This is a genomic window from Sphaerospermopsis sp. FACHB-1194, from assembly GCF_014696235.1.
GTDB classification, from domain to species: Bacteria; Cyanobacteriota; Cyanobacteriia; order Cyanobacteriales; family Nostocaceae; genus Sphaerospermopsis; species Sphaerospermopsis kisseleviana.
Genome location: NZ_JACJPU010000019.1, coordinates 1 through 24,249, shown reverse-complemented (window position 1 = coordinate 24,249; position 24,249 = coordinate 1). Strand labels below are relative to the sequence as shown.

Here is a 24,249-nt window from a genome sequence, read left to right as displayed (position 1 = left end):
TACAACTGTTATGAGTTTAGAACTAAATCTATCAGGTAGAACAGCAATTGTTACAGGTGGTAGTGCCGGAATTGGATTAGCTACCGCCAAAGGTTTATATAGTGAAGGTGTGAATGTCGTTATTGCTGCTCGCAACCAAAAAAGACTTGATCAAGCAGTAATTGATATTCAATCCTTAGATGATACAAATGCTAAAGTTATTGGTGTGAGTGCCGATTTAACTAAAGCAGAAGATATTGAAAAAGTTGTTTCTAAAACATTAGAACAATTTGGAAAAATTGATATCTTGATTAATAATGCTGGTTCAGCCCGTGCAGGGTCATTTTTAGAATTAAGTGATGAAGCATTTTTAGATGCTTGGAATTTAAAACTTTTGGGTTATATTCGCTTTGTGAGAGCCGTTGTACCTCATCTAAAAAAACAGGGTGATGGACGTATTGTTAACATTATCGGTGGTGCTGGACGTACACCCCGTCCTAATTTCCTACCAGGAGGAACGACAAATGCAGCATTGCTCAACTTTACACGAGGCATTTCTAAAGAATTAGCCCTAGATAATATTAAAATTAATGCCATTTCTCCTGGTTTAACAGACACAGAAAGAGCGAAAACTTTAGCAGTGCAAAATGCCGAAAGTTTGGGTATTACTGTGGATGAATATAAAGCGCAATCAGTGAAATCAATACCTTTAGGAAAAGTAGTTCAACCTGAAGAAATTGCTGCACTAGCTTTATTTTTAGTTTCTGATTTAGCTGGTTCTATTACTGGTGCAGAAATTCAAGTTGATGGTGGAACTACACCGGGAGTCTAAGTTATTCCGTAGGTTGGGTTAAGCGACAGCGCAACCCAACATTTTCAGAATTTTGTTGGGTTTCCTTACGTCAAACGCCACTCGTTTCAAGCCGGGAAACCCGTCCACAACGGTGGCTTCCCAACCTACGGTTTTTCAATCAATTAATGTTACAAAAAAGAGGAAGTTCCATGACTCAAAAACAACTATTTTCGCAAGATAGCGATTTTGATCAAACCTTATTAGCTGATGTGTTAGTAATTGGTGGTGGTCCTGCTGGTACTTGGTCGGCTTGGAGTGCTGCTAATACTGGTGCAAAAGTGGTTTTAGTAGATAAAGGCTATTGTGGTACAAGTGGCTGTGCAGCCGCATCAGGTAACGGTGTATGGTATGTGCCACCAGAACCCGACAGTCGAGAAGCAGCAATGGGTTCTAGAGAGGCTTTAGGAGGGTTTTTATCTAGCCGTGATTGGATGCAACGGGTACTAGATCAAACTTATGCGAACGTCAACCAACTAGCTGAATGGGGTTATCCTTTTCCTACAGATGAAGATGGTAGACTCTATCGGCGCAGTCTCCAAGGTCCAGAATATATGCGTTTGATGCGGCAACAAATAAAACGGGCAGGGGTGAAAATTTTAGATCACAGTCCGGCTTTGCAGTTGTTGGTAGATGCAGAAGGGGCTGTAGCTGGGGCGACAGGGGTTAACCGTCAGACTGGTGAAAAGTGGGTTGTGCGATCGCATTCAGTGATCATTGCTACCGGAGGCTGTGCTTTCTTGAGTAAAGCCTTGGGTTGCAATGTGCTAACAGGGGATGGATACCTGATGGCAGCCGAAGCGGGTGCAGATATGTCAGGAATGGAATTTTCCAACGCCTATGGCATCGCACCTGCTTTTTCTTCTGTAACTAAAACCCTATTCTATAATTGGGCAACTTTCACCTACGAGGATGGTACACCTATCCCCGGCGCTGGTTCGCAAAAAGGGCGTTCTGTCATTGCCGAAACTTTGCTAACTCAGCCTGTTTACGCCATCATTGACAAAGCATCAGAAGAGATGCGGGTGACAATGCGTTTATCTCAACCCAATTTCTTCCTACCTTTTGATCGTGCAGGTATTGATCCCTTTACTCAACGTTTCCCTGTCACCTTGCGTTTAGAGGGGACTGTTCGAGGCACAGGTGGCATTAGAATTACTGATTATACTTGTGCTAGTTCTGTACGTGGACTCTATGCCGCCGGTGATGCCGCAACCAGAGAATTAATTTGTGGTGGCTTTACCGGTGGTGGTAGTCATAACGCAGCTTGGGCGCTATCTTCAGGATATTGGGCAGGACAGTCTGCGGCTACATACTCCCATAATTTAGGTATGCAAGCCAACCAAAGACCAGTTCAAGCTGTAGGTGGTGTAGGATTTATCTCTGGTAGTGAGAAGCAAATTCACAGTGAAGACATCATTAAAGCTACTCAAGCGGAAGTTTTCCCATACAATCACAATTATTTCCGTAATGAAAAAACTTTAACGGAATCATTGCAAAGATTACATTTCCTTTGGCATAAAATTCGTCATAGTGAAGTTGCAGATAATAGTAATATTGTCCGCACAAGGGAAGCTGCGGGAATGGTAGCCACAGCTAGATGGATGTATAGCAGTGCCTTGGAACGGAAAGAAACTCGCGGAATGCACAAACATTTAGATTATCCACAACAGGATGCTAACCAACATCATTATTTAATTAGTGGTGGTTTGGATCAAGTATGGGTAAAAGCTGCACCTATCCAGGAAACAAAAGCGAAAGAACTCGTAACTGTTTAATTGTAGGTTGGAGAGCCATCGCCTTGGACGGGTTTCCCGTCTTGTGGCGAATGGCGTTTGACGCAAGGAAACCCAACATGATTACAACTTAAATTGAACGCAGATGGACGCAGATGAACGCAGATAAAGATGGATTAATTAAGGGATTTCAGGATTATGTGCAGCCTCACATAAAATTGGCTTAACCCAACCTACATCAATATTAATTTTGGTTTTTTATTATGATTGAATTAGTTAGTGAATCCCGGTGCATTCAATGTAATCTCTGTGTGAAAGTTTGCCCAACAAATGTTTTCGATAAAGTACCAGATGCACCTCCAAAAATTGCCAGACAAAGCGATTGTCAAACCTGCTTTATGTGTGAATTATATTGTCCAGTTGATGCGCTGTATGTTGCCCCAGACGTAGAACCATTAACAGGGATCAACGAAGAATCATTAGCAGAATCTCAACTTTTAGGCAGTTATCGTAAAAATATCGGTTGGGGAAAATCTGTTACAACCACGGCTAAAGAAGACTCAACATATAAATTGTTGGAGAAGATGAAATAGAATATCAAAAATAATCGAAGTTATCAATTATGAAACGGGAGCATCCCAATTTTGAAAAAATAATTGCAGCAACACTAAAAAATCTCTTAAACTCTCTTAGCTTTGAGTCCTTTGTGTCCTTTGCGGTTCAATCATATCAAGTCTTTAGAACATTTTGACCTTAGATAAAAATAAATTTACACATTTGGGAGACTCCCTATGAAACTGATTTTACCAGTAGAAATTGCCCATGAGATTGAGCCGCATTTACCTAAAAATACTATTGTATTGCGTGTAGATAGTGAGGGTAATATAGATGGTGATGCCACAGATGCAGAAGTTTATTTTAGTTGGTTTTATCTCAAACCAACTACTTTACATCGAGTATTATATGCAGCGCCTTCATTACGTTGGCATCATGCCCCAAATGCGGGTGTCAATCATATTTTGACACCAAAATATTTAGAAAGAGATTTAATTTTAACTAATGGTGCAGGGGTTCATGGTATCCCTATTGCTGAATTTGTGATTACTTATCTACTGGCTTATTCTAAACGATTACCAAGTTTATATAAACTACAAAATGAGCATGATTGGCAAAGAGGTTTACCAATTCAAGAATTATTCGAGAAAACTTTATTAATTATCGGCGCAGGTGGAATTGGTCAAGAAATTGCGGTTCGTGCTAAAGCTTTTGGAATGCGTATTTTTGGCAGTTCTCGTCATCCAAAACCATTACCAAACTTTGATAAAGTAGTTGGTGCTAATGATTGGAAAGAACTACTTCCAGAAGCAGAATTTGTGGTGATTGCTACACCTTTAACGCCGGAAACAAAGGGAATGATTGATGTGGAAACCCTGCGTTTATTCCGCCCAGATTCCTATTTAATTAATATTGCACGAGGGGCAATTGTTGATGAATCAGCACTTATACAGGCTTTACAGGAAGGTTGGATTGCTGGGGCGGCTTTAGATACAGTATTTATAGAACCATTACCAGCAGAAAGTCCTTTGTGGACATTGCCAAATGTGTTTATTACACCCCATTGTTCTGGAAATTCTCCTAGAGTCAAAGAGAGAACACTTGCTTTATTTCTTGATAATTTCACTCGCTATCGTCAAGGTAAGCCTTTACGCAATGTGGTAGATAAAACTGCTGGTTATTAGGAATTTTTATTCGTCAAAATAGGAAAACCAGATTTTTTTTGATATAATCTACGGTAAACCTATCGAGTTGCTGTGCTTTAGTTTTTTATTGACAAGAGAATTTATCATGACATTAGGCCAAGACATTAATATTCAGATCCATCAAAAAGCATATCCTCATTTTTTAGGGAAGGTATCAGAACTAGGAGTATCCTTATTTAAGGGGACATGGTGGTATATTTATCCTTATATAATAGTTTTCAAAATCATGCTGCTTGCTTTTGCTAGTCTCAGTTTTTTATATATTCATTACTCTAGGCAAAAGCTAATTAAAATTTTCCAAAATAGCAGTGTTTAAAAAAAAGAATGACTAAGATTACAAAATTACAGGCTGTATCTTATTTAGCTCCTAATTATTTTGGATTATATCAGGAGATTACAGCTTATTTAGGTCGTGTTTTACAAGTAGAAATTGCACTACATCAAAGTAAATACGACCCCTTAAAAGACACTCTATTATTTAAAGACCAAATAGACTTGGCTTTTATTTGTGGATTACCACTAATTCGTTATAGTCAAATAGCACCAAATCAATTACAGACATTAGTTGCGCCTGTGATGCAATCATCTCGATATGGTGATTGTCCTATATACTATGCAGATGTGATTGTTAAGACTGATAGCAATATTCAGAAGTTTGCTGATTTATCAGGGAAAACTTTTTGCTATAACGACTCTGGTTCTAATAGTGGTTATCATTTACTTTGGCGGTGGTTGATTCAAGAAAAATATTCACCCAATTTCTGGGGAAAATCTTTAGAATCAGGTTCTCATCAACGTTCTATTCGTTGGGTAATTGAAGGACTGGCTGATTGTGCAGCCATTGATAGTGTTGTATTAGAACAAGAATTACGGGATTTTCCTGAATTATCACACCATTTACGTGTGGTGCAAATAATCGGACCCTCTCCTATGCCACCATTGGTAACAGCGCGGCGTTTAGGTATCTCTTTGATTCAGCAAATGCAATTGGCTCTACTCCAACCAGATGCTCAGTTGCAAGAAATTATGAAACAATTTAGTGTTAAGCGTTTTGATGCAGTGAAGTTAGAGAATTATCGGGTACTTAATCAGTGCCAATAATATAGGGACGGGCAAGACTTGTACTGAGCAGTTCGACAAGCTCACTGTAACACTTGCCGTTAGCGTGGCGTGGCGTTAGCCATAGTATGCCCATCCCATAAGATTTTAAGCACTAATAGGATAAATTCGATGCTGCTTTTGTTCGCGCAAGAGAGCATCTTGATAAATTTCTGCAAATAATACTCGCTGTGCATGACTTCCCCCAATCTCATGCAACCGCGATAATACAAATTTGAGTTCGTTAACAGTTGTCTGGAAATCACCTTGAGCATGAGCTACCATGCCCTTAGCTGCGGGAATTGCTATCTTTACCCAACTCCTGCGGAGAAAGGGATTAATACTCAAGGCGTGATGTTCCATACTTTGAAGCATTTCTTTTACCCAGTTATTGTGTCCAGCTTTGGTAAGGGCATAGACATAATGCAAATCCTGGAATGGTAATGCGTGTTCATCAATGCGACTGTAAAGATAAGGACTGATATCTTGCCAACGGTTGCCTACATCTACCCCACGTAATTCTAGCCGTAATAACATGGAAATTGCCCCTACTTGGTCTTTGGGAGATTGTTTGTTAGCACGTTGCCAAATATGCTCATCGTAGATTTTCAGAACCTTTTCGTAGTTTTCTAATTGCCAATAATACAGTGCTATATGCCACCAGTTGTGGGTATAAAGCATAGAGTTACAGTTGTCCCAGGTGTATGCAAAATTCTCCATCCAAATTATTCCCTCCTGGGTTCTTCCTTGGGTTTCCATTACATGAGCAATAGCATGATGCGCCCAAGGATCATATATATTTAACGCTATCGCCTCAAGTGCCATTTTTTCTGCTGCTGGTAATTGGTGACATTGTTCTAAGCCAAAAGCCACCATCCCATATAGATAATCTTGTTGGGGATTGTTAGGTAAAACTTTTTGGGCAATTTCTAGTAATTTTTCTTTATTACCTGTATAAAAATAGTGATATTGCCCCTGCTGCACGGAAATTAAATCAGTGGGAAATTGATTGGTAATCTCTTCATGAAGAGCTATTGCTACATCAATCTCTTGATTTGCCCAAGCTAAAATTGCTTCTACGTATAACTGTTCTCTGGCAGTAATTTTGCCTAAATTTCTTTGTGCGACTTGCAAATATGGTTGTGCCTGTTGCCAATCTTTTGTACTTTCTTGACTCAGATGATAAGCGGCTGCATAAGCATTAGCTAAAGCACAATTTGGATCAGCGTCAACTGCTTCTAAAATCGCTGTTTTTGCATCTTTACCATAAGCAAGGGATTGATCAATAAAACGGTTAATAGCAGCGATCGCTTCGGCTGAATCTGTTGTCACTAACAGCCCTTGTCCATCTTTAAGCATCATAAATTCCTTGCAGCAAGATTTATAAAGTAAATTTTTAACTACGGTAACTCGGTCGGAATACTGTACTTAACAGCTAGATTATGCCACAACCTCTCCCAAACCGCAAGCAAAAACTACGGTAAGTTGATAAAGTTACCGGAGAATATATCTTTGCAAAGCTTTATTTCCGAGAACTACCTCGATGAATGAATGCTGTCGATTGGGTTTAATCTAAATAAATACAAAATTACGGTATAATAGTTAAGTCACTTGAATTGGGTGTTATTAATGCAGCCACTACATTTTTAATTAATATTGCGCGAGGGGCAATTGTTGATGAATCAGCACTTACTCAAGCTTTACAAGCAGGGTGGATTTCTGGGGCAGCTTTAGACACTGTATTTACAGAACCATTACCAGCAGAAGGTCCTTTGTGGACATTGCCAAATGTGTTTATTACACCCCATTGTTCTGGAAATTCTCCTAGAGTCAAAGAGAGAACACTTGCCCTATTTCTTGACAATTTCAACCGCTATTGTCAAGGTAAGTCTTTACGCAATGTGGTAGATAAAACTGCTGGTTATTAAATAATAATAAATATAAAATAAGTAGGGATAAACGTAAGTTTGCTTTTACATTTTTAACGTAGATTACGCAGGCTATGCAGTATAACTTATTTAGTCGGTTGGGTGAAATAGCTACACTATTTTTTAAATTGGGTGTTATTGGCTTTGGTGGACCAGTTGCCCATATTGCCATGATTGAAGATGAAGTAGTGAAGCGTCGTCGGTGGTTGACACAAGACCATTTTCTGGATTTACTAGGTGCAACTAATTTGATTCCTGGTCCCAATTCCACTGAAATGGCAATTCATGTCGGATATATTTATGCAGGATGGCCAGGGTTAATTGTCTCAGGTGTTTGTTTTATATTACCTGCGGTTTTAATAACAGGGATATTTGCCTGGATTTATGTTAATTATGGTAGTTTACCTCAAATTTCACCTTTACTTTATGGTATCAAACCTGCTGTTTTAGCGGTTATTGTAAATTCCCTTTGGGGTTTAGCAAAAAAAGCGGTTAAAAACCGTCAATTACTGATTATTGCTATAGCTGTAGGATTATTGGTATTAATTCGGCAAGTGAATGAAGTAATTGCCTTATTGTTTGGAGGATTACTAGGTATGATTTGGTTACATCCTAGAAATCAAGACAAACCACCAGGAAATAAACCTAACTTATTGATTGCTGTCTTAACTACAGGGGCAACTTTACAGACAACATCTACAATTAGCACTGTGGCAGGTACATCTATTCCTTTATGGCAATTAGGTTGGTTTTTTCTGAAAGTTGGTAGTGTTTTGTTTGGTGGTGGCTATGTGCTAATTGCATTTTTGCAGGGGGGATTAGTTCAAGAATATGGCTGGTTAACACAACAGCAGCTACTAGATGCGATCGCTATTGGTCAATTTACCCCTGGTCCAGTGCTGTCTACTGCCACTTTTATCGGCTATGTCTTAGCTGGTATACCTGGTGCGATAGTAGCTACCATTGGTATTTTTCTACCATCTTTTCTCTTTGTTGCTGCCTTAAATCCGATTATTCCCCGTTTACGCAGTTCTGCTTGGATAAGATCATTTTTAGATGCTGTGAATGCCAGTGCTGTAGCACTGATGGTAGTAGCTACCTTGCAACTGGGAATAGCTACTTTAAAAATAGCAAAACCACCCTATGTAGATATTTTGGGGATAGCGATCGCACTCATCTCCACAGTTTTGATTACTCGTTACCGCATCAATGCTGCTTGGCTAGTTTTAGGTAGTAGTTTAATTGGTTATGGTGCTATGGCTTTAGGCTATATCAAATAAAAAATTGTTGAATATTTTAGCAGAGAAAATTCACGGAAAGGATTTTTCAGCAACCCCTAATTAGAGAAATATTTTTTTTACAGCAGATTGGAGATTATGAAGTACATTAGCCTATTGAACTTCAAGTTTTAAAACTATCTTCTAAAATTGACGTACCTCATTTACTCCAAAAGTGCTGTCATTATTTACTGTTAATCATCATCATCAGCAGGAGCATTTAGCTGTGAAGCAATTGGTTGATTATTTTGACCAATTAAAAATCTAAAAAAACGATTAAGTCGCTTCATACCACTCAAAGTAATTAAAGTCAAAAATCCTCCCAACAATCCCATTTGCCACAAACCACAACCAATAGCTGCTCCTAATCCTGCCGCTGTCCAAACACAGGCCGCTGTAGTCAAACCCCGTACTTTTGGCACTTCAGATTTTCTGGGAGATTCTTGCAAAATTAATCCTGCACCAAGAAAGCCTATACCAGTAGTTACACCTTGAATAGTACGACTCAGAGCATTAGTCGCAGCAAACGAACTTTCACCTTCAGCTTGCAAAGGAATCATCACAAATAATGCTGCTCCCATAGTCACCAGCATAAATGTCCTCATCCCTGCTGCTCTACCACCTTTCTGGCGATTCAATCCAATTATGCAACCGACTAAAAGTGCCAGTATTAGTCTAAAACCTATATGTATCCAATCATCGGCAGCCAAAAACATTACACTCATGGATTGATTCCTCTGAAAGATGGAACGGAGTTTTGCACCTATTACCCACAGGAGAAAAGATTACCTATTGATGATTGCAGCAAATATAACTCCAGTAAGTTGATAGGTTTAAAGTAGTTGGTTTTTACTTTAACAGAAAATTAACAATAAGTAAAATAACTTAGGTACTGCCCAATAGCTACAGCAGTTGAGAAAGCTGCCGCATATCATTAAAAACTATCTTTGTATAATTGGTGCGCTATCTACTAACACTCCATCCCAATCAAAAATTACAAGTTTGAACTGAGTTTTGTCCATATTGTTATCTATATCATTAGATATATCCAGCAGAAATTAAATATACGTTTCCCCTGACCTTTGTAAGGACAATTTATGAATTGTCCCTACGATAATTGTAACTACTAAGTCTAATGAGTCTACTTCAGTCGTTTAGGTGTAATAGCTTCAGCTAATTGAGCAGGTAAAGTTGCATCCTTAACATTTATCTTGCGGGGAATAACTTTTTCTTCAAAATAGAAATCTGCCACTCGCTGTTGTTCAGAAATAATAGCAGGTGTGAGTTTTCTTAACCGATATGTACGTCGCCGTGCTACAACTTCTAAAACTGATACATCTATTTTCAATTCCGGTGCAAAAGCTTTGGCGACTTCCTTAGGGTTTTTATCAGCCCATTCTCCTACCTTGTCTGCTTCTTCTAAAAATACTTTTGTTAATTCGGGATTTTTAGTAACAAATTCCCGTCTACCGATATAAAATCCGCCGAGAGTATTAATCCCTGATGCATTTCTCAAATTACGAATAGGAATAGTTTTCTCTACAAGAGCTAAAAAGGGATCACCACCTACCCAAACTTCAACTTTATTTTGAATGAAAGCATCACGGGCTTCAGATGGAGTTAATCCCACAACTTGAACATCACTAATCTTTAAACCCACTTCTTTTAAAGCTTTAGCTAATAAATAATGGGCGTTTGATCCACGTTGAAAGGCAACTTTCTTACCCTTAATATCCGCTAATTTCTTAATCGGAGAATCGGCTCTGACTATAATACCTTGTCCTAGTCCTCTACTGGGTACACGCCCAGCAATATAAATGACTTCTGTGACACCTGCCGCTTGGGAAAATATTGGGGGTGTTTCTCCCACAGTACCGATATCAACTTTACCTGCATTCATTGCTTCTATTAATTGTGGACCGGCTGGAAATGGTCCCACCCAATTCACCTTTACACCTAAGGCTTGAAAACGTGGTTCAACAACTTTTCTGATTTTGACAATATCACCAGAAGTTTGATAAGCTAAGTTGATTACTTTAGAAGTAAATCCAGGTTTTGTCTGAGCTTGGCTTGTTTCCAATAAACTACTTGTTATGGGTATAGATAGAAAAAACAATCCCAATAACAACCGTGTTAAAACTATAGGATGTTGTGCTAAAAATTGTGTTTTCATAGATGAAATATTCAGAGTGTATTTGAAGTTGAATAAAATTTTAGAAAAACTACTGTATGTCTACCGTAATTAAGTAGTTGCAGATATTAATATTGCATAAATAAATCCTAAAATCAAGTATTTTCTAATACATTTTTCTCTAAAAATTTGAATTTGGTTTAAGCATTCGACTAATCGCTGAGGTTTAATCGCTGAGGTTTAAATAATTGCAAGTATTTATTTATAACATTAATTTATACCCAGATCCTGAATCATTTGATTTATTGTGTTAACCAATCATCAATTGATGTCAGAAGTCGGGGATCTTATTTTATCTATATGTTTATAAATAATCTTTAAGAAAGTAATCCCATTTCCTCATATATTGGGTTTACCACTTTTCTGATAGTCGATATTTTTGTGGCAAAAGAATAAGTTACAAAAATACAACAAACACCGCTAAATAATAAAGCATTAGCAACACCAATATAATTTGCTAATCCTCCGAAAAATAAATTACCAAGAGGCAATATTCCCAAAAAAGTAGTCATAAATATACTAGTTACTCGTCCTCTTTTATCTTCTTCCACTAAAATTACTTGCATAAAATTACTAATTGAAGCTAAAGTTAGTGTGTTAGTTAATCCCACAATAAAGATCAATACTAAACAAACTTCTAGCTGTGTTGAGCGAGAAAATAATATTAAGCATACTCCCAGCACTAAAGTAGAAATTGCCATAACTTTTTCTAGTCCTATGACTTGCTTGCGCTGCATTAGATAAATACCAGAAAAAATAGAACCAAAAGCTGTAGAAGTCATCAAAAAACCCATTGTTCCTGCATTTCCTTTCAGCACTTCTTTAGCAAATATCGGTATAAGATTTACATGAGTCATTGCCATAAAGCAAACTATCATTTGCAATATTAAAATAGCTTTAATAGGCACAAAATTATAAACAAAAATAAATCCTTCTTTCAAGTTATACCAGATTTTTGGAGGTTTTGATATGGATGAAATATTGATATTTGTTTTTATCTGCATAGTGAAGATAACTAATATAAAAGGCAAATAACTAATAGCATCTACTAAAAAACATAAACCTGCTGCATTTCTAACAAGTATCAAACCCCCAATCATCGGACTAACAAATTTAGCTGTATTCATTAAAAATGAATGCACAGCCATCACAGTATAAGTATCACTTCTATTTTCTAGTAATCTAGGAAGAGTTACTTGACGTGCTGGTAAATCAAAAGCTTTTACTGTGCCTTGAAGAATACCAATAATAATAATATATGTAAAATTAATCTGATTACTAAAAGTTAAAAAGGTTAATAGTGAAGATAGGAAAATAGATACTATCTGGGTAGTTAATAGAACATACCTTAAATTCCATCTATCTAATAATACTCCTACCAATGGTGTAATCACTAAACCCATAGCTTGATTGCTAAATCCAGCTATACCAACTAACATGGCTGAATCTGTCAATTGATAAACCAGCCATACCAAGGTAATTTGTGTCATCCAAGAGCCGAAAAAAGACACGCTTTCCCCAATCAAAAAAGCAGATACTTTGTTATTTTTATTTAATGATTTTACATTTTCTTCTAACATTAATATTACCTATTTTTTCGGTATAATTGTGAATAGCTGTCAGTATCATCTGAGAGGATGTTTTAAAAGTGGTATACCGTAATTTTAATCACATTGCTACCCCCCTTCTTGTAAAAGGGGGAAACAATAAAAATACAGTTCCCTCCCCTTTATAAGGGGAGGGTTAGGGAGGGGTAAAAATATGTGATACACCATGACAGAATTTTCAAACAACCTCTGAGTATCATCGATCTTGCAAAGTTGGGCGAATTAAGATTTCATTCACATTTACGTGCTGTGGTTGGGTAATAGCATAAACTATTGCTGCTGCTATATCTTCACTTTGTAATGGTGTAATTGCTTTGCGTCTGGCTTCAATTTCCTGTTTAGCTACCATATCAGTAATATGCTGATCAATTTCTGTTTCAACTAAACCAGGCTCAATAATAGTAACACGGATATTATCTTGATAAACTTCCTGTCTTAATGCTTCCGAAAAGGCATTTACACCCCATTTAGTGACATTATAACCAGCCATTCCTGCACGAGCGATGCGGCCTGCTACGGATGAAATATTAACGATATGTCCTGATTTTTGCGTTTTGAATATAGGTAAGACTGTACGAGTTGCATACATTAACCCCAAGACATTAATATCAATCATTTTTCGCCAATTTGCGGGATCTGCATTTTCAATCCTGCCAGGAAATGATATACCTGCATTGTTTACTAAAATATCTACGCGACCAAATTTTGCATTAGCTTTTTGGATCAAATTTTGAACCTGTGCTTCATCGGTAATATCTGCAATAACAGATAATCCTTGTCCACCATTTTCAGTAATATACTTTATTATCGCTTCTAAACGGTCTCTCCTTCTAGCTGCAATTACTACTTTTGCTCCTTCTGCTGCTAATGAAATAGCCGTAGCTTTACCAATTCCCGAAGATGCTCCCGTAATAATAGCCACCTTACCATCTAATTTACCTGCCATAGTAAACACCCATTGATTAATTTTAAAGTACGGTATCTTGATAAAGTTACTGTAGATTTAAAATTAAAGATATCACAGATCATTAGAAAAAGCAAAAAAAGTAGCTTCTAATGCCGTAGCAATGTGTATAAATATTTGACTTGTAATTGTGCTAGAGTCAGCAAGAGTAAGAGGTTGTCCAGTATCACCACCATTACAAATACGCGGATCGAGGGGAATTTTACCTAAAAGCGGTGCTTGGAGTTCATTAGACAGTTTTTCACCGCCACCACTACCAAAAATCGGAGTTTCTTCGCCATTTACGCCCATAAAATAGCTCATATTTTCGATAATACCGAGAACAGGAACACCCACTTGACGAAACATATAGATACTGCGACGCACATCAGAAATCGCCACTTCTTGAGGTGTTGTTACTAATATGACTCCACAAATCGGGCTTTCTTGCACAATCGTGATTTGAGCATCACCAGTACCGGGAGGTAAATCTATTAACAAATAGTCCAATTCTCCCCATTCAACATCATGTATAAATTGAGTAATGATTTTATGTAATACTGGTCCACGCCATGCTAGAGGATGATCTGGTTCTGCCAACAATCCTACAGACATGACTTTGATACCATGAGCTTGTAACGGTAAAAATTTCTGACCATTAACAGTATCAATAACTGTAACTTCCGATTGTCCTAACCCTAACATCTGAGGAACATTAGGACCATAAACATCAGCATCTAATAACCCAACTTTTGCTCCTTTTAACCTCAAAGCTGCTGCTAAATTAACTGCGGTTGTGGATTTACCTACACCTCCTTTACCGCTAGATATGGCTAATGTCGTTTTCACTCCTGGAATTGTACAAATTTGAATATAGATTTTTTTACACCAAGATAATGATGATAATACCGCTTTAATCTCTGCCTCTAAATGCTGTTGACGAGAACCTATATACAAGCGCAAATAAATATATTGATCAACTATCCGTAGATTTCGCACCATTCCCAAACTAACGATATCGTTTTTCAGACTGGGTTCAATTACTTGTTTGAGGAGTTGGATAACTTCTTCTTGTGGGAGATGGGAAGAATCTCTTTGTAGTTCTTCTTGCAAAAGGCCATTGTTCAAATCTGATTTTTTCAACATTTTACGGTTATCTGGTATAGAAAATCACAAAATCAATAACTAGGTAACAGGATAATTACTTTTTTTAAAGAAAAGCTTGCATTTCAATTACCTTTATGTGATATTTTAAAAAATACGGTAACTTGATTGGTATACTGTACTTTATCATAAATTGACCTAAAGTCTGAATAATATATTGACCTTTAGCACTAGAGTTATGTTGAGTAAATTCTCTCTATTCCGATTATTTGAAGTTGGAATCACTTTTCTGAAAAAATCTAATATTCGCAATTTTTCCTTATTGTTTGCAGTTGGACTAAGCCTAACTTTAGCTATTTCTGCTTGTTCTCCCAACGCCAGCGAAAACACGGGAACAACTCAGACACCTAATTCAAGTCCAACTTCTCAAGCAACAAATAGCAGTGTCGTAGTTCGCATTGGCTACCAAAAAGCTGCAACCGTTCTTTACGCATTAAAGGCAAAACGGGAATTAGAAGAAGCGTTAAAAGGCTCTGGTAATTCTGTGACATGGACTGAATTTCCCGCAGGTCCTCCAATGTTAGAAGCTTTAAATGCTGGTAGTATTGATTTTGGTTATACAGGAGAAGCGCCACCAATTTTTGCCCAAGCGGCAGGTACACCTTTTGTTTATGTTGCCTATGATCCTTGGACTCCCAAAGCAGAAGCGATTATTGTTCATAAGGATTCACCTATTAAAAACGTAGCTGATCTTAAAGGTAAAAAAGTTGCTTTTGTAAAAGGATCAAATACCAATTATTTAGTAATCAAAGCCCTAGAAAAAGCCGGATTAAAATACACCGACATCAAGCCAATTTTCCTGAATCCTTCTGATGGACGTGCTGCTTTTGAAGGAAAAAATGTTGATGCTTGGGCAATTTGGGATCCATTTTTAGCTGCGGCAGAAAAAGCTACTGGCGCACGCACTCTCACAGATGCAACTGGACTAGCACCCAATTTAGGTTATTATTTAGCTGCTCAATCTTTTGTAGAGAAAAATCCAGAAGTGTTAAAAACTGTTTTAGATGGAGTGAATAAAGTCAGCGATTGGGCAAAAAATAATCCTACTGAAGTTGCTAAATTACTCTCACCTGTTTTGGGTATAGATGCGGCCGTTCTAGAAACAGCAGAAAAGCGGCGTGATTATGGTGTATTACCTCTGACAGAGGAAGTAATTACCAAACAGCAAGAAATTGCAGATGCTTTCTACAAAATTCAATTGATTCCTAAAGAGATCAAGGTTAAAGAAGTAGTTTGGCAAGGCAATAAATAGGTTAGTAATTGGTAATTGGTGATTGGTGATAAGAAAATTGCTAATCATCAATTATTTCTAAAAATCTTCCTTGACTTTCTCTGGGTGAGAAAAAATTTTAAATTATTGCAAGAGTTGTATATGGTAACAAACATTAATACACAGTGGCTAAAAACCGATGTTTTAGTAATTGGTGGTGGTACAGCAGGGACAATGGCAGGGATTAAAGCCAAACAGGCAAATCCTAATGCGGAGGTATTGATTTTAGAGAAAGCGAATATTCGCCGCAGTGGGGCGATCGCTATGGGTATGGATGGAGTAAATACAGCGGTTATTCCTGGCAATTCTACCCCAGAACAATACACCCGTGAAGTCACCATTGCTAACGATGGTATTCTACACCAAAAAGCCGTTTATCAAACAGGTAAATTAGGTTTTGAAACCATTCAAGAATTAGAAAATTGGGGTGTTAAATTCCAAAAAGATCCTCAAGGAAATTACGACGTTAAACAAGTGCATCGAGTAGGAAAATATGTCTTACCCATGCCAGAAGGCAAAGATTTAAAAACCATTCTTACTCGTCAAGTTAAACGCCATAAAGTGAAAGTTACAAATCGCGTTATGGCAACTAGAATACTAGTAAAAAATAGTAGAGCGATTGGTGCAGTTGGATTTGATGTGCGTGGTGGTGATTTTGTAGTTATTCAAGCTAAAGCCGTGATACTTTGTACAGGTGCTTGTGGCAGATTAGGACTACCTGCATCTGGTTATCTTTATGGAACTTATGAAAACCCCACAAATGCCGGAGATGGTTATTCAATGGCTTATCATGCAGGAGCAGAATTAAGCAATATTGAATGTTTCCAAATCAACCCATTAATTAAAGATTATAATGGTCCAGCCTGTGCGTATGTTGCTGGTCCCTATGGAGCATATACCGCCAACGCTGAAGGAAACCGCTTCATTAATTGTGATTATTGGAGTGGGCAAATGATGCTAGAGATTTGGAAAGAATTAAACTCTGGTAAAGGACCAATTCAAATGAAAATGACTCATTTGGATGAGGATACAATTTCGGAAATTGAGTCTGTTTTATGGGCAAATGAACGACCGAGTAGAGAACGTTTTCATGAAGGTAGAGGCGAAAACTACCGGACTCATGGGGTTGAGATGAATATCTCAGAAATAGGATTATGTAGTGGACATAGTGCGTCTGGTGTGTGGGTGAATGAAAAAGCAGAAACTACAGTACCAGGATTATATGCAGCCGGAGATATGGCCAGTGTTCCTCATAATTATATGATTGGTGCATTTGTATTTGGTCGGTTAGCAGGAGAAAATGCGATAAATTATATTCAAAATTTAGAATATTTAGAACCAGATGTTGATTTTTTAGAAGCTGAAAAAGCGAGAATTTACGCACCATTAAATCAACCTAATGCTATTCCCCATACTCAAGTTGAATATAAATTACGCCGACTGGTGAATGATTATTTACAACCACCAAAATCCGGGAATAAAATGGAAATTGGACTAAATAATTTTCTTCGCTATCATGAAGTATTAGACCAAATGGGAGCGCGTGATCCCCATGAATTGATGCGATGTATGGAAGTACATTTTATTCGTGATTGTGCAGAAATGGCAGCACGATCATCTTTATATCGTCGGGAAAGTCGTTGGGGTTTATATCATTATCGCTTGGATTTTCCAGATAAGAATAATGAAGAGTGGTTTTGTCATGTGAATTTGAAAAAAGACGAATCAGAAGAAATGATTTTGTTTAAACGTCCCGTTGAGCCTTATGTTGTAGAGGTGGATTTACAGCAAGAAGTTTATAATGTTGCAGTTAGATAACTAGATAATTAGTAAATCAAAAACTAATTAAAAACCTCCTTATTTTTTGATAGTCAGTCTACTTGAATAACTACAACTACCTATGTCAGAAAATTATCGTTTTGAAACCCTACAAGTCCATGCTGGACAAGAACCTGCACCTGGTACTAACGCCCGCGCTGTACCAATTTATCAAACTACTTCCTACGTTTTTGATGATGCTGAACATGGAGCGCGGTTATTTGCTCTCCAGGAATTTGGCAATATTTATACTCGCATCATGAATCCGACAACGGATGTATTTGAAAAAAGGATTGCCGCATTAGAAGGTGGTGTAGCAGCTTTAGCTACTGCAAGCGGTCAAGCAGCACAATTTTTAGCAATAAGTACGATCGCTCAAGCAGGAGATAATATTGTTTCCACCAGTTTCCTCTATGGAGGAACTTATAACCAATTCAAAGTTACTCTTCCACGATTAGGGATCAATGTCAAATTTGTGGAAGGAGATGATCCAGAAAACTTCCGTCAAGCAATTGATCAAAATACCAAAGCTTTGTATGTTGAAACAATTGGTAATCCCCAATTTAACATTCCTGATTTTGCAGCTTTAGCCCACATTGCCCATGAAAATGGTATTCCTTTAATTGTAGATAATACCTTCGGTGCAGGTGGATATTTAGCACGACCAATAGAACATGGTGCTGATATTGTTGTCGAGTCTGCAACTAAATGGATTGGAGGACATGGTACATCCATTGGCGGCGTAGTAGTTGATTCTGGTAAATTTGATTGGGGTAACGGCAAATTTCCCCTCTTTACCGAACCTTCCCCCGCTTATCATGGATTGAATTTTCAAGAAGTATTTGGCAAAGGTAGTCAATTTGGTAATATTGCTTTTATTATTCGCGCCAGAGTGGAAGGATTACGAGATTTAGGAGCAGCATTAAGTCCATTTAATGCTTTTCTATTACTACAAGGATTAGAAACTCTTTCCCTGCGTGTAGATCGTCATGTAAATAATGCTTTAGAATTGGCTAAATGGTTAGAACAACAAGAGCAGGTAGCATGGGTTAATTATCCAGGACTTCCCAATCATCCCTATCATGAACGAGCTAAAAAATATCTTCGACATGGCTTTGGAGGAGTTCTTAATTTTGGTATTAAAGGGGGATTAGAAGCTGGTAAAGCCTTTATTAGTAATGTTAAATTAGCCAGTCATTTAGCAAATGTTGGTGATGCAAAAACCCTTGTTATTCATCCCGCTTCTACAACCCATCAACAGCTAAGTGAGAGTGAACAAATTTCGGCTGGTGTAACACCAGATTTAGTACGGGTATCTGTGGGAATTGAACATATTGACGATATTAAGGAGGATTTTGAACAGGCATTTAGGAAGGTGACAGGTGACAGGTGACAGAAAGAAGAATACAGGAGTTGCAGGAGTTACAGGAGTTACAGAATAATCTATCTACACCTAATACTCCTCAATTACTAAACACCTGTGTTCTATTCCCTATTCCCTATTCCCTACTATATGAAATACCTAGACTTCATTTCACCAAAAACTCAGTTTTATCAACTTTCAAAACCATTTTCATTAGAATCTGGTGAAGTATTAATTGGTGTTCAGGTTGCTTATCGTACCTGGGGAAAATTAAACGCCAACGGTGATAATGGAGTCTTAATTTGTCATGCTTTAACTGGCTCTGCTGACGCTGACGACTGGTGGAAACCTTTATTTGGTGCTGGGAAATCCTTTGATCCTGATCAGGATTTTCTTGTATGCAGCAACATTTTAGGAAGTTGTTACGGTACAACTGGAGCAACTTCTATTAACCCAAATACAGCAAGAATTTATGGTGCATCTTTTCCTAGAATTACAATTAGGGATATGGTGAATTTGCAAGCCGCACTATTAGAATATCTGGATGTTAAATTTCTGCGATTGGTAATAGGTGGTTCACTGGGTGGGATGCAAGTTTTAGAATGGGCATTATTATATCCAGAAAAGGTGAGAGCGATCGCACCAATAGCCGCACCTGGAAGACATTCAGCATGGTCTATTGGTTTAAGTGAAGCACAAAGACAGGCAATTTATACAGATCCAAATTGGCAAGATGGGAACTATACAAGTGATGCACCTCCGAACCAAGGGTTAGCCGTAGCGCGGATGATGGCAATGATTACTTATCGTTATTGGGAGAGTTTTACAAATCGTTTTGGCAGGGAGAAGGATGAATTTAATCAATTTGCCATATCTAGTTATTTACAATATCAAGGTCAAAAACTCATAGAACGTTTTGATGCTAATACTTATATTACATTAACTCATGCAATGGATAGTCATGATGTTAGTTGGCATAGGAAAAATTATCAATCTGTTTTGCAAAGTATCAAACAACCAACTTTAGTTGTAGCGATTGATTCTGATGTTCTTTATCCCCCAGTAGAACAACAAGAATTAGTAGATTTAATTCCTAATGCTCAATTAGGATTAATCAAATCACCTCATGGACATGATGCTTTTTTAATTGATATGGAGGAATTGAATGAAATGGTAGTTTCTTTTAGGAAAGGATTAAAATTTTGTGTTTAATTTGTTTAATTTTCAATCAAATTAGGGAGTTAAAAAATTATGGCTTTAATTAATCAAAGAGTAGATGTTCCTGTAATTGTGGATGAATCTAAATGTTTAGAAAAATGTGTTGCTTGTATTGAAGTTTGTCCTCTGGATGTATTAGCAAAAAATCCAGAGACGGGAAAAGCCTATATGAAATATGATGAATGTTGGTTCTGTTTACCCTGTGAAAAAGAATGTCCAACAAATGCGATTACAGTCCAAATTCCTTTTTTATTGCGGTAGAGGTGCAGAAATGTTTACAAATACAGATTCAGAGTTAAATCAATGGTTGGAAATGTTGCGATCGCCTGATGTGAGCGATCGCCTAGTTGCGGTAAAATCTCTACAGCATCTCGGAGAAGATGCAGCACTTGATGCTTTAATTATCGCACTGGAAGACGAAAGCACCCCAGTCCAAAAAATAGCTGTATCCGCACTTTGGGAAATTGCCAATCCTCAAGCAGTTCCAGCTTTATTAAAAACCCTCGCTTCCCCAGATGAAGACGTTCGCACCCAAGCATTATCAGCTTTAGGTGAATTAATAAATGCAGATGATTTACTGTTATTGTTAGATGCACTAAATCAAGAAAATATCAACCTGCAAATTAATATTTTAATCTTATTGCGGAAGATACATGATGTTCAATCTTTACCTGCGGTGTTATCTTTCTTTGATTCCAAATATCCAGAACTACGAGAAGCTGCTATTACAACTTTGCGCTATTTAAACCAAGTCCAAATCTGTCCACCAGCTTTATCATTAATCAATGATCCTGATGATAATGTCCGTCGTGCAACAGCATTAACTTTAGGACATTTAGCAGATCAAGAAATTGTAGATTTATTAACTAAAGCACTAATTTCTGATTTTGATTGGCAAGTACGACGCAATGCAGCTAAATCTCTAGCAATTCATGCTAATTCAGCAGCAATTCCCGCTTTAAAAATTGCGCTAAAAGATGAACATTGGCAGGTGCGAAAATTCACGCTTCAAGTATTACAAAAAACGCCAGATCAAAATTTATTACCTGATTTGATTAAAGCATTAATAGACGAATATTCTGATGTCAGAAAAGAAGCAGCCATAGCACTTGGTAATTTAGAAAATGCTGATGCTTTAAATGCACTACAACAAGCACTAGATGATCCTGATCGAGATGTTTGTATTTACGCAGAAAGAGCAATTAAAACAATAATAGGGGCGAAGCATTCGGAAAATAAATTTTGACAAGAACCGATAATTAACAGACCGAATGCTTCGCCCTTACAACACAACTTCGCTAAATATGTACAAATTTGCTCCTGCTTGGGAACAAGAAACAATAGTATTTGGTGCTTCTCAACCTGGATATACTGATAATCAGGTATATGATTGGATTGAGTTTATGAAATCACAAAATATCAAGCGAGTTTGCTGTTTACTTAGTGAAAAACAACTAGCTAATTATGCTCATCTTTTAGATACATATCGGCAAGAATTTGGTAATCAACAAATTTGTTGGACACCAATTGAAGATTTTTATTTATCTGATTTAGAAACACTCATAGAGAAAATCCTACCTTTTTTGATCACAGCAAATCAACAAAATGAAAAAGTAGTTGTGCATTGTGCTGGTGGAATTGGCCGGACTGGGCATATATTAGCAGCTTGGTTAGTGAGTGTGCGGGGATTTTCTAACAAAGATGCAATTTCTGCTGTTATAAGAACAGGGAGAAATCCTCATGAAGCTGTAATGTTAAGTGAAAATCCGTTACAAGTTGCACAAGAATTGAATTTGTTACTTAATAATTGTCGCCTAGCATTCTTAACTAATTGAATACTATTGCTGATTTTTCAGACAAATTCAGCAATTTATAAACACTTTACCATTGATAAAATAGGTGATCATCAAAACTATTATAAAATTGGAATCTAGCAGTTCCTACAATTAAATTATTTGCCTTTTCATCGGAGGAAATAACATGAACTCGAAATAGATAAATACCTTCGCTGGTAGGATTATAAAAAGGTTTTAAAGCGATAATAATTGTTTGATTTGCAGAAACTGGTTTATCAAAAGTAGCAATGATAGTTTGTGGTTGAGTTGAACTTTTGGTTAGGGTAATACCTACCTTTTCTTTTTGTCCACTTGCTTCTACAAAAGCAAAACTGTTTTTCTGATCAAATTCAATATTTTCTACACCTTCTATTTGTGTTAAAACAACCTGTTGCAGTTGCCAATTAGCTAGAGATTCTGGTAATTTGATTGTAAAATAATAAGTTGCGTCCCAAGAACCTGTTTGATTATAGGTTGTTTTGGCAGTTAACAACGGTTTTGATGGTATCCCGTAGGTAGTATGTACAGATAATAAAAAGATTCCTGTACTAATAGCTAGGGTTTTACAAAGAGTTTTACCAAGAGTTTTAAAGTTGTTCATGTTTTGAGGATTTGATATTTTAAATAGGTTTTTCTATTGAATTACACCCTTTTAGTTTAGCAAGTGGAAGTCACTAATAATTACACATATTAGTTAATTTTAATCGTCCTAATTCCTATCTGATTAGGTGGATTAAATGAGAGGTTATATTGCAATACTGCTAAGTTAACTAAATTAGATCAGATTCTCTCATTGTTGTTTGGGTAATTTTATTAATAAATGTTAAGTAATTTTATGTTTTTTATCTCACGCAAAGACGCAGAGGCGCAAAGAAAGAGAGAAGAACAGAAGGAAATGAAAGCATCAAATTTAGATCCCTGACTTCTTTGAATGATCTTCATTATTTACAAAAAATTTAATTAAGAAGTCGGGGATCTTTCGTACCTGGCTTAACTTATATTCATTATTTGTTAATTTTTCTGATTAGCTCCATAGTATCTTGATAGTCTGTTTCTTTACCTTCTTTTTTATAGATATTTGCGGCTATTTGGATATCTTTAATTGCACCCTGCTTATTTCCTAAAGCATAACGGATCAATCCCCGGTCGATGTAGGCATCTACATAATTGGGATTAAACTTGATAGCTAGGTTGTAATCATCAATTGCACCCTGCTTATCTCCTAATTGATAACGGGTCAATCCCCGGTCGCAGTAGGCATTTGCATAGTTAGGATTAATCTTGAGGGCTTGGTTGAAATCTTCTATTGCTCCTTGTTCATCTCCTAAATTAGAACGAGCAACTCCTCGGCTGTAGTAAGCTAAGGCCAAGTTAGGATCAATCTTAATAGCCTGATTGTAATCCTCCATTGCACCCTGCTTATCTCCTAATTTAGAACGGATCAATCCCCGGTCGATGTAGGCATAGGCATTGCTAGGATTAATCTTGAGGGCTTGGTTGAAATCATCTATTGCTCCTTGCTTATTTCCTAAAGCATAACGGATCAATCCCCGGTTTTTGTAGGCTTCGGTAAAGTTAGGATTAAACTTGATAGCTAGGTTGTAATCTTCTATTGCTCCTTGCTTATCTCCTAATTGATTACGGACACCTCCCCGGTTGTTGTAGGCTAGTGCATAGTTAGGATTAATCTTGATAGCTTGGTTGTAATCTTCTATTGCTCCTTGCTTATCTCCTAATTGATTACGGACACCTCCCCGGTTGTTGTAGGCTAGTGCATAGTTAGGATTAATCTTGATAGCTTGGTTGTAATCTTCTATTGCTCCTTGCTTATCTCCTAATTGATTACGGACACCTCCCCGGTTGTTGTAGGCTAGTGCATAGTTAGGATTAATCTTGATAGCTTGGTTGTAATCTTCTATTGCTCCTTGCTTATCTCCTAAATCATCACGGACAACTCCCCGGCCGTAGTAGGCTAGGGCAAAATTAGGATTAAACTTGATAGCTAGGTTGTAATCATCTATTGCTCCTTGCTTATCTCCTAATTCATTACGGACATTTCCCCGGTTGTAGTAGGCTTCGGCAAAATTAGGATTAAACTTGATAGCTAGGTTGTAATCATCTATTGCTCCTGGCTTATCTCCTAATTCAGAACGGACACCTCCCCGGTTGTTGTAGGCTTGGGCAAGGTTAGGATTAATCTTGATAGCTAGGT

Annotated in this window: 21 protein-coding genes and 1 pseudogene; 14 read left to right on the top strand and 8 right to left on the bottom strand. The window is 37.3% G+C overall.

Annotation, left to right across the window (positions count from 1 at the left end):
- Positions 1-10 precede the first annotated feature (10 nt).
- The 5 genes from H6F45_RS12830 to H6F45_RS12810 all read left to right on the top strand — a co-directional run bounded on the left by H6F45_RS12830 (position 11) and on the right by H6F45_RS12810 (position 5,426).
- Positions 11-811: an SDR family oxidoreductase gene (locus H6F45_RS12830; protein WP_190347356.1), complete on the top strand. Its 801-nt coding sequence runs from the start codon at positions 11-13 to the stop codon at positions 809-811.
- 170 nt (positions 812-981) lie between these two features.
- Entirely contained in the window at positions 982-2,607 is a 1,626-nt protein-coding gene (locus H6F45_RS12825) for an FAD-binding protein (protein ID WP_190347355.1), read from the top strand.
- A 221-nt stretch (positions 2,608-2,828) separates the two neighbouring features.
- Positions 2,829-3,158 (top strand): 4Fe-4S binding protein, encoded by a 330-nt coding sequence (locus tag H6F45_RS12820; protein WP_096572479.1) that lies wholly within the window; start codon positions 2,829-2,831, stop codon positions 3,156-3,158.
- Positions 3,159-3,356: 198 nt separating this feature from the next.
- On the top strand, positions 3,357-4,304 hold the full coding sequence (locus H6F45_RS12815; protein WP_137666505.1) for a D-2-hydroxyacid dehydrogenase: 948 nt from the start codon (positions 3,357-3,359) through the stop codon (positions 4,302-4,304).
- A 345-nt stretch (positions 4,305-4,649) separates the two neighbouring features.
- Positions 4,650-5,426, top strand: a complete 777-nt coding sequence (locus tag H6F45_RS12810; protein WP_137666506.1) for a PhnD/SsuA/transferrin family substrate-binding protein — start codon at positions 4,650-4,652, stop codon at positions 5,424-5,426.
- Positions 5,427-5,531: 105 nt separating this feature from the next.
- Here the strand turns inward: H6F45_RS12810 and H6F45_RS12805 are convergent, their stop codons facing one another.
- The gene (locus H6F45_RS12805; protein WP_096572475.1) at positions 5,532-6,782 is read right to left on the bottom strand and encodes a tetratricopeptide repeat protein; all 1,251 of its coding nucleotides are present in this window, start codon (positions 6,780-6,782) and stop codon (positions 5,532-5,534) included.
- Between the two features lie 281 nt (positions 6,783-7,063).
- On the opposite strand from H6F45_RS12805, the pseudogene H6F45_RS12800 reads away from it, so the two are divergent.
- Together H6F45_RS12800 and chrA are read left to right on the top strand one after the other, a co-directional pair.
- Positions 7,064-7,351: pseudogene (locus H6F45_RS12800) on the top strand (NAD(P)-dependent oxidoreductase); the annotation flags it as partial.
- 74 nt (positions 7,352-7,425) lie between these two features.
- Positions 7,426-8,631 carry a chromate efflux transporter gene (chrA, locus tag H6F45_RS12795; RefSeq protein ID WP_096572474.1) on the top strand — a complete coding sequence of 402 codons (1,206 nt, stop codon included), beginning with the start codon at positions 7,426-7,428 and terminating at the stop codon, positions 8,629-8,631.
- A 191-nt stretch (positions 8,632-8,822) separates the two neighbouring features.
- Here the strand turns inward: chrA and H6F45_RS12790 are convergent, their stop codons facing one another.
- The 5 genes from H6F45_RS12790 to H6F45_RS12770 all read right to left on the bottom strand — a co-directional run bounded on the left by H6F45_RS12790 (position 8,823) and on the right by H6F45_RS12770 (position 14,497).
- Positions 8,823-9,353, bottom strand: coding sequence for an MgtC/SapB family protein (locus H6F45_RS12790; RefSeq protein WP_096572473.1), 531 nt, complete (start codon positions 9,351-9,353; stop codon positions 8,823-8,825).
- A gap of 416 nt (positions 9,354-9,769) precedes the next feature.
- Positions 9,770-10,801 carry an aliphatic sulfonate ABC transporter substrate-binding protein gene (locus H6F45_RS12785; protein ID WP_190347354.1) on the bottom strand — a complete coding sequence of 344 codons (1,032 nt, stop codon included), beginning with the start codon at positions 10,799-10,801 and terminating at the stop codon, positions 9,770-9,772.
- A gap of 335 nt (positions 10,802-11,136) precedes the next feature.
- Entirely contained in the window at positions 11,137-12,399 is a 1,263-nt protein-coding gene (locus tag H6F45_RS12780) for an MFS transporter (protein WP_190347353.1), read from the bottom strand.
- A 223-nt stretch (positions 12,400-12,622) separates the two neighbouring features.
- Positions 12,623-13,372 (bottom strand): SDR family NAD(P)-dependent oxidoreductase, encoded by a 750-nt coding sequence (locus H6F45_RS12775; protein ID WP_190347352.1) that lies wholly within the window; start codon positions 13,370-13,372, stop codon positions 12,623-12,625.
- 72 nt (positions 13,373-13,444) lie between these two features.
- Positions 13,445-14,497: an Mrp/NBP35 family ATP-binding protein gene (locus H6F45_RS12770; RefSeq protein WP_236103992.1), complete on the bottom strand. Its 1,053-nt coding sequence runs from the start codon at positions 14,495-14,497 to the stop codon at positions 13,445-13,447.
- A gap of 214 nt (positions 14,498-14,711) precedes the next feature.
- Here H6F45_RS12770 and H6F45_RS12765 point away from each other — a divergent pair, with 214 nt between their 5' ends.
- From H6F45_RS12765 to H6F45_RS12735, 7 genes are all read left to right on the top strand, one after another.
- Complete coding sequence (locus tag H6F45_RS12765; RefSeq protein ID WP_096572468.1) at positions 14,712-15,785, top strand: sulfonate ABC transporter substrate-binding protein; 1,074 nt, start codon at positions 14,712-14,714, stop codon at positions 15,783-15,785.
- Positions 15,786-15,905: 120 nt separating this feature from the next.
- Complete coding sequence (locus H6F45_RS12760; protein ID WP_096572903.1) at positions 15,906-17,621, top strand: fumarate reductase/succinate dehydrogenase flavoprotein subunit; 1,716 nt, start codon at positions 15,906-15,908, stop codon at positions 17,619-17,621.
- 82 nt (positions 17,622-17,703) lie between these two features.
- Complete coding sequence (locus H6F45_RS12755; protein ID WP_137666510.1) at positions 17,704-19,014, top strand: O-acetylhomoserine aminocarboxypropyltransferase/cysteine synthase; 1,311 nt, start codon at positions 17,704-17,706, stop codon at positions 19,012-19,014.
- Between the two features lie 120 nt (positions 19,015-19,134).
- Positions 19,135-20,196, top strand: a complete 1,062-nt coding sequence (metX, locus tag H6F45_RS12750) for a homoserine O-acetyltransferase (protein WP_190347351.1) — start codon at positions 19,135-19,137, stop codon at positions 20,194-20,196.
- 39 nt (positions 20,197-20,235) lie between these two features.
- Positions 20,236-20,463: a ferredoxin family protein gene (locus tag H6F45_RS12745; protein ID WP_027401230.1), complete on the top strand. Its 228-nt coding sequence runs from the start codon at positions 20,236-20,238 to the stop codon at positions 20,461-20,463.
- Between the two features lie 10 nt (positions 20,464-20,473).
- Positions 20,474-21,448, top strand: a complete 975-nt coding sequence (locus H6F45_RS12740) for a HEAT repeat domain-containing protein (RefSeq protein WP_190347350.1) — start codon at positions 20,474-20,476, stop codon at positions 21,446-21,448.
- A gap of 58 nt (positions 21,449-21,506) precedes the next feature.
- On the top strand, positions 21,507-22,037 hold the full coding sequence (locus H6F45_RS12735) for a dual specificity protein phosphatase family protein (RefSeq protein WP_137666515.1): 531 nt from the start codon (positions 21,507-21,509) through the stop codon (positions 22,035-22,037).
- Between the two features lie 46 nt (positions 22,038-22,083).
- Here the strand turns inward: H6F45_RS12735 and H6F45_RS12730 are convergent, their stop codons facing one another.
- Together H6F45_RS12730 and H6F45_RS12725 are read right to left on the bottom strand one after the other, a co-directional pair.
- Positions 22,084-22,638 carry a DUF2808 domain-containing protein gene (locus H6F45_RS12730; protein ID WP_190347349.1) on the bottom strand — a complete coding sequence of 185 codons (555 nt, stop codon included), beginning with the start codon at positions 22,636-22,638 and terminating at the stop codon, positions 22,084-22,086.
- Positions 22,639-23,041: 403 nt separating this feature from the next.
- A partial coding sequence (locus H6F45_RS12725) for a tetratricopeptide repeat protein (RefSeq protein ID WP_190347348.1) occupies positions 23,042-24,249 on the bottom strand: 1,208 nt, incomplete at its 5' end.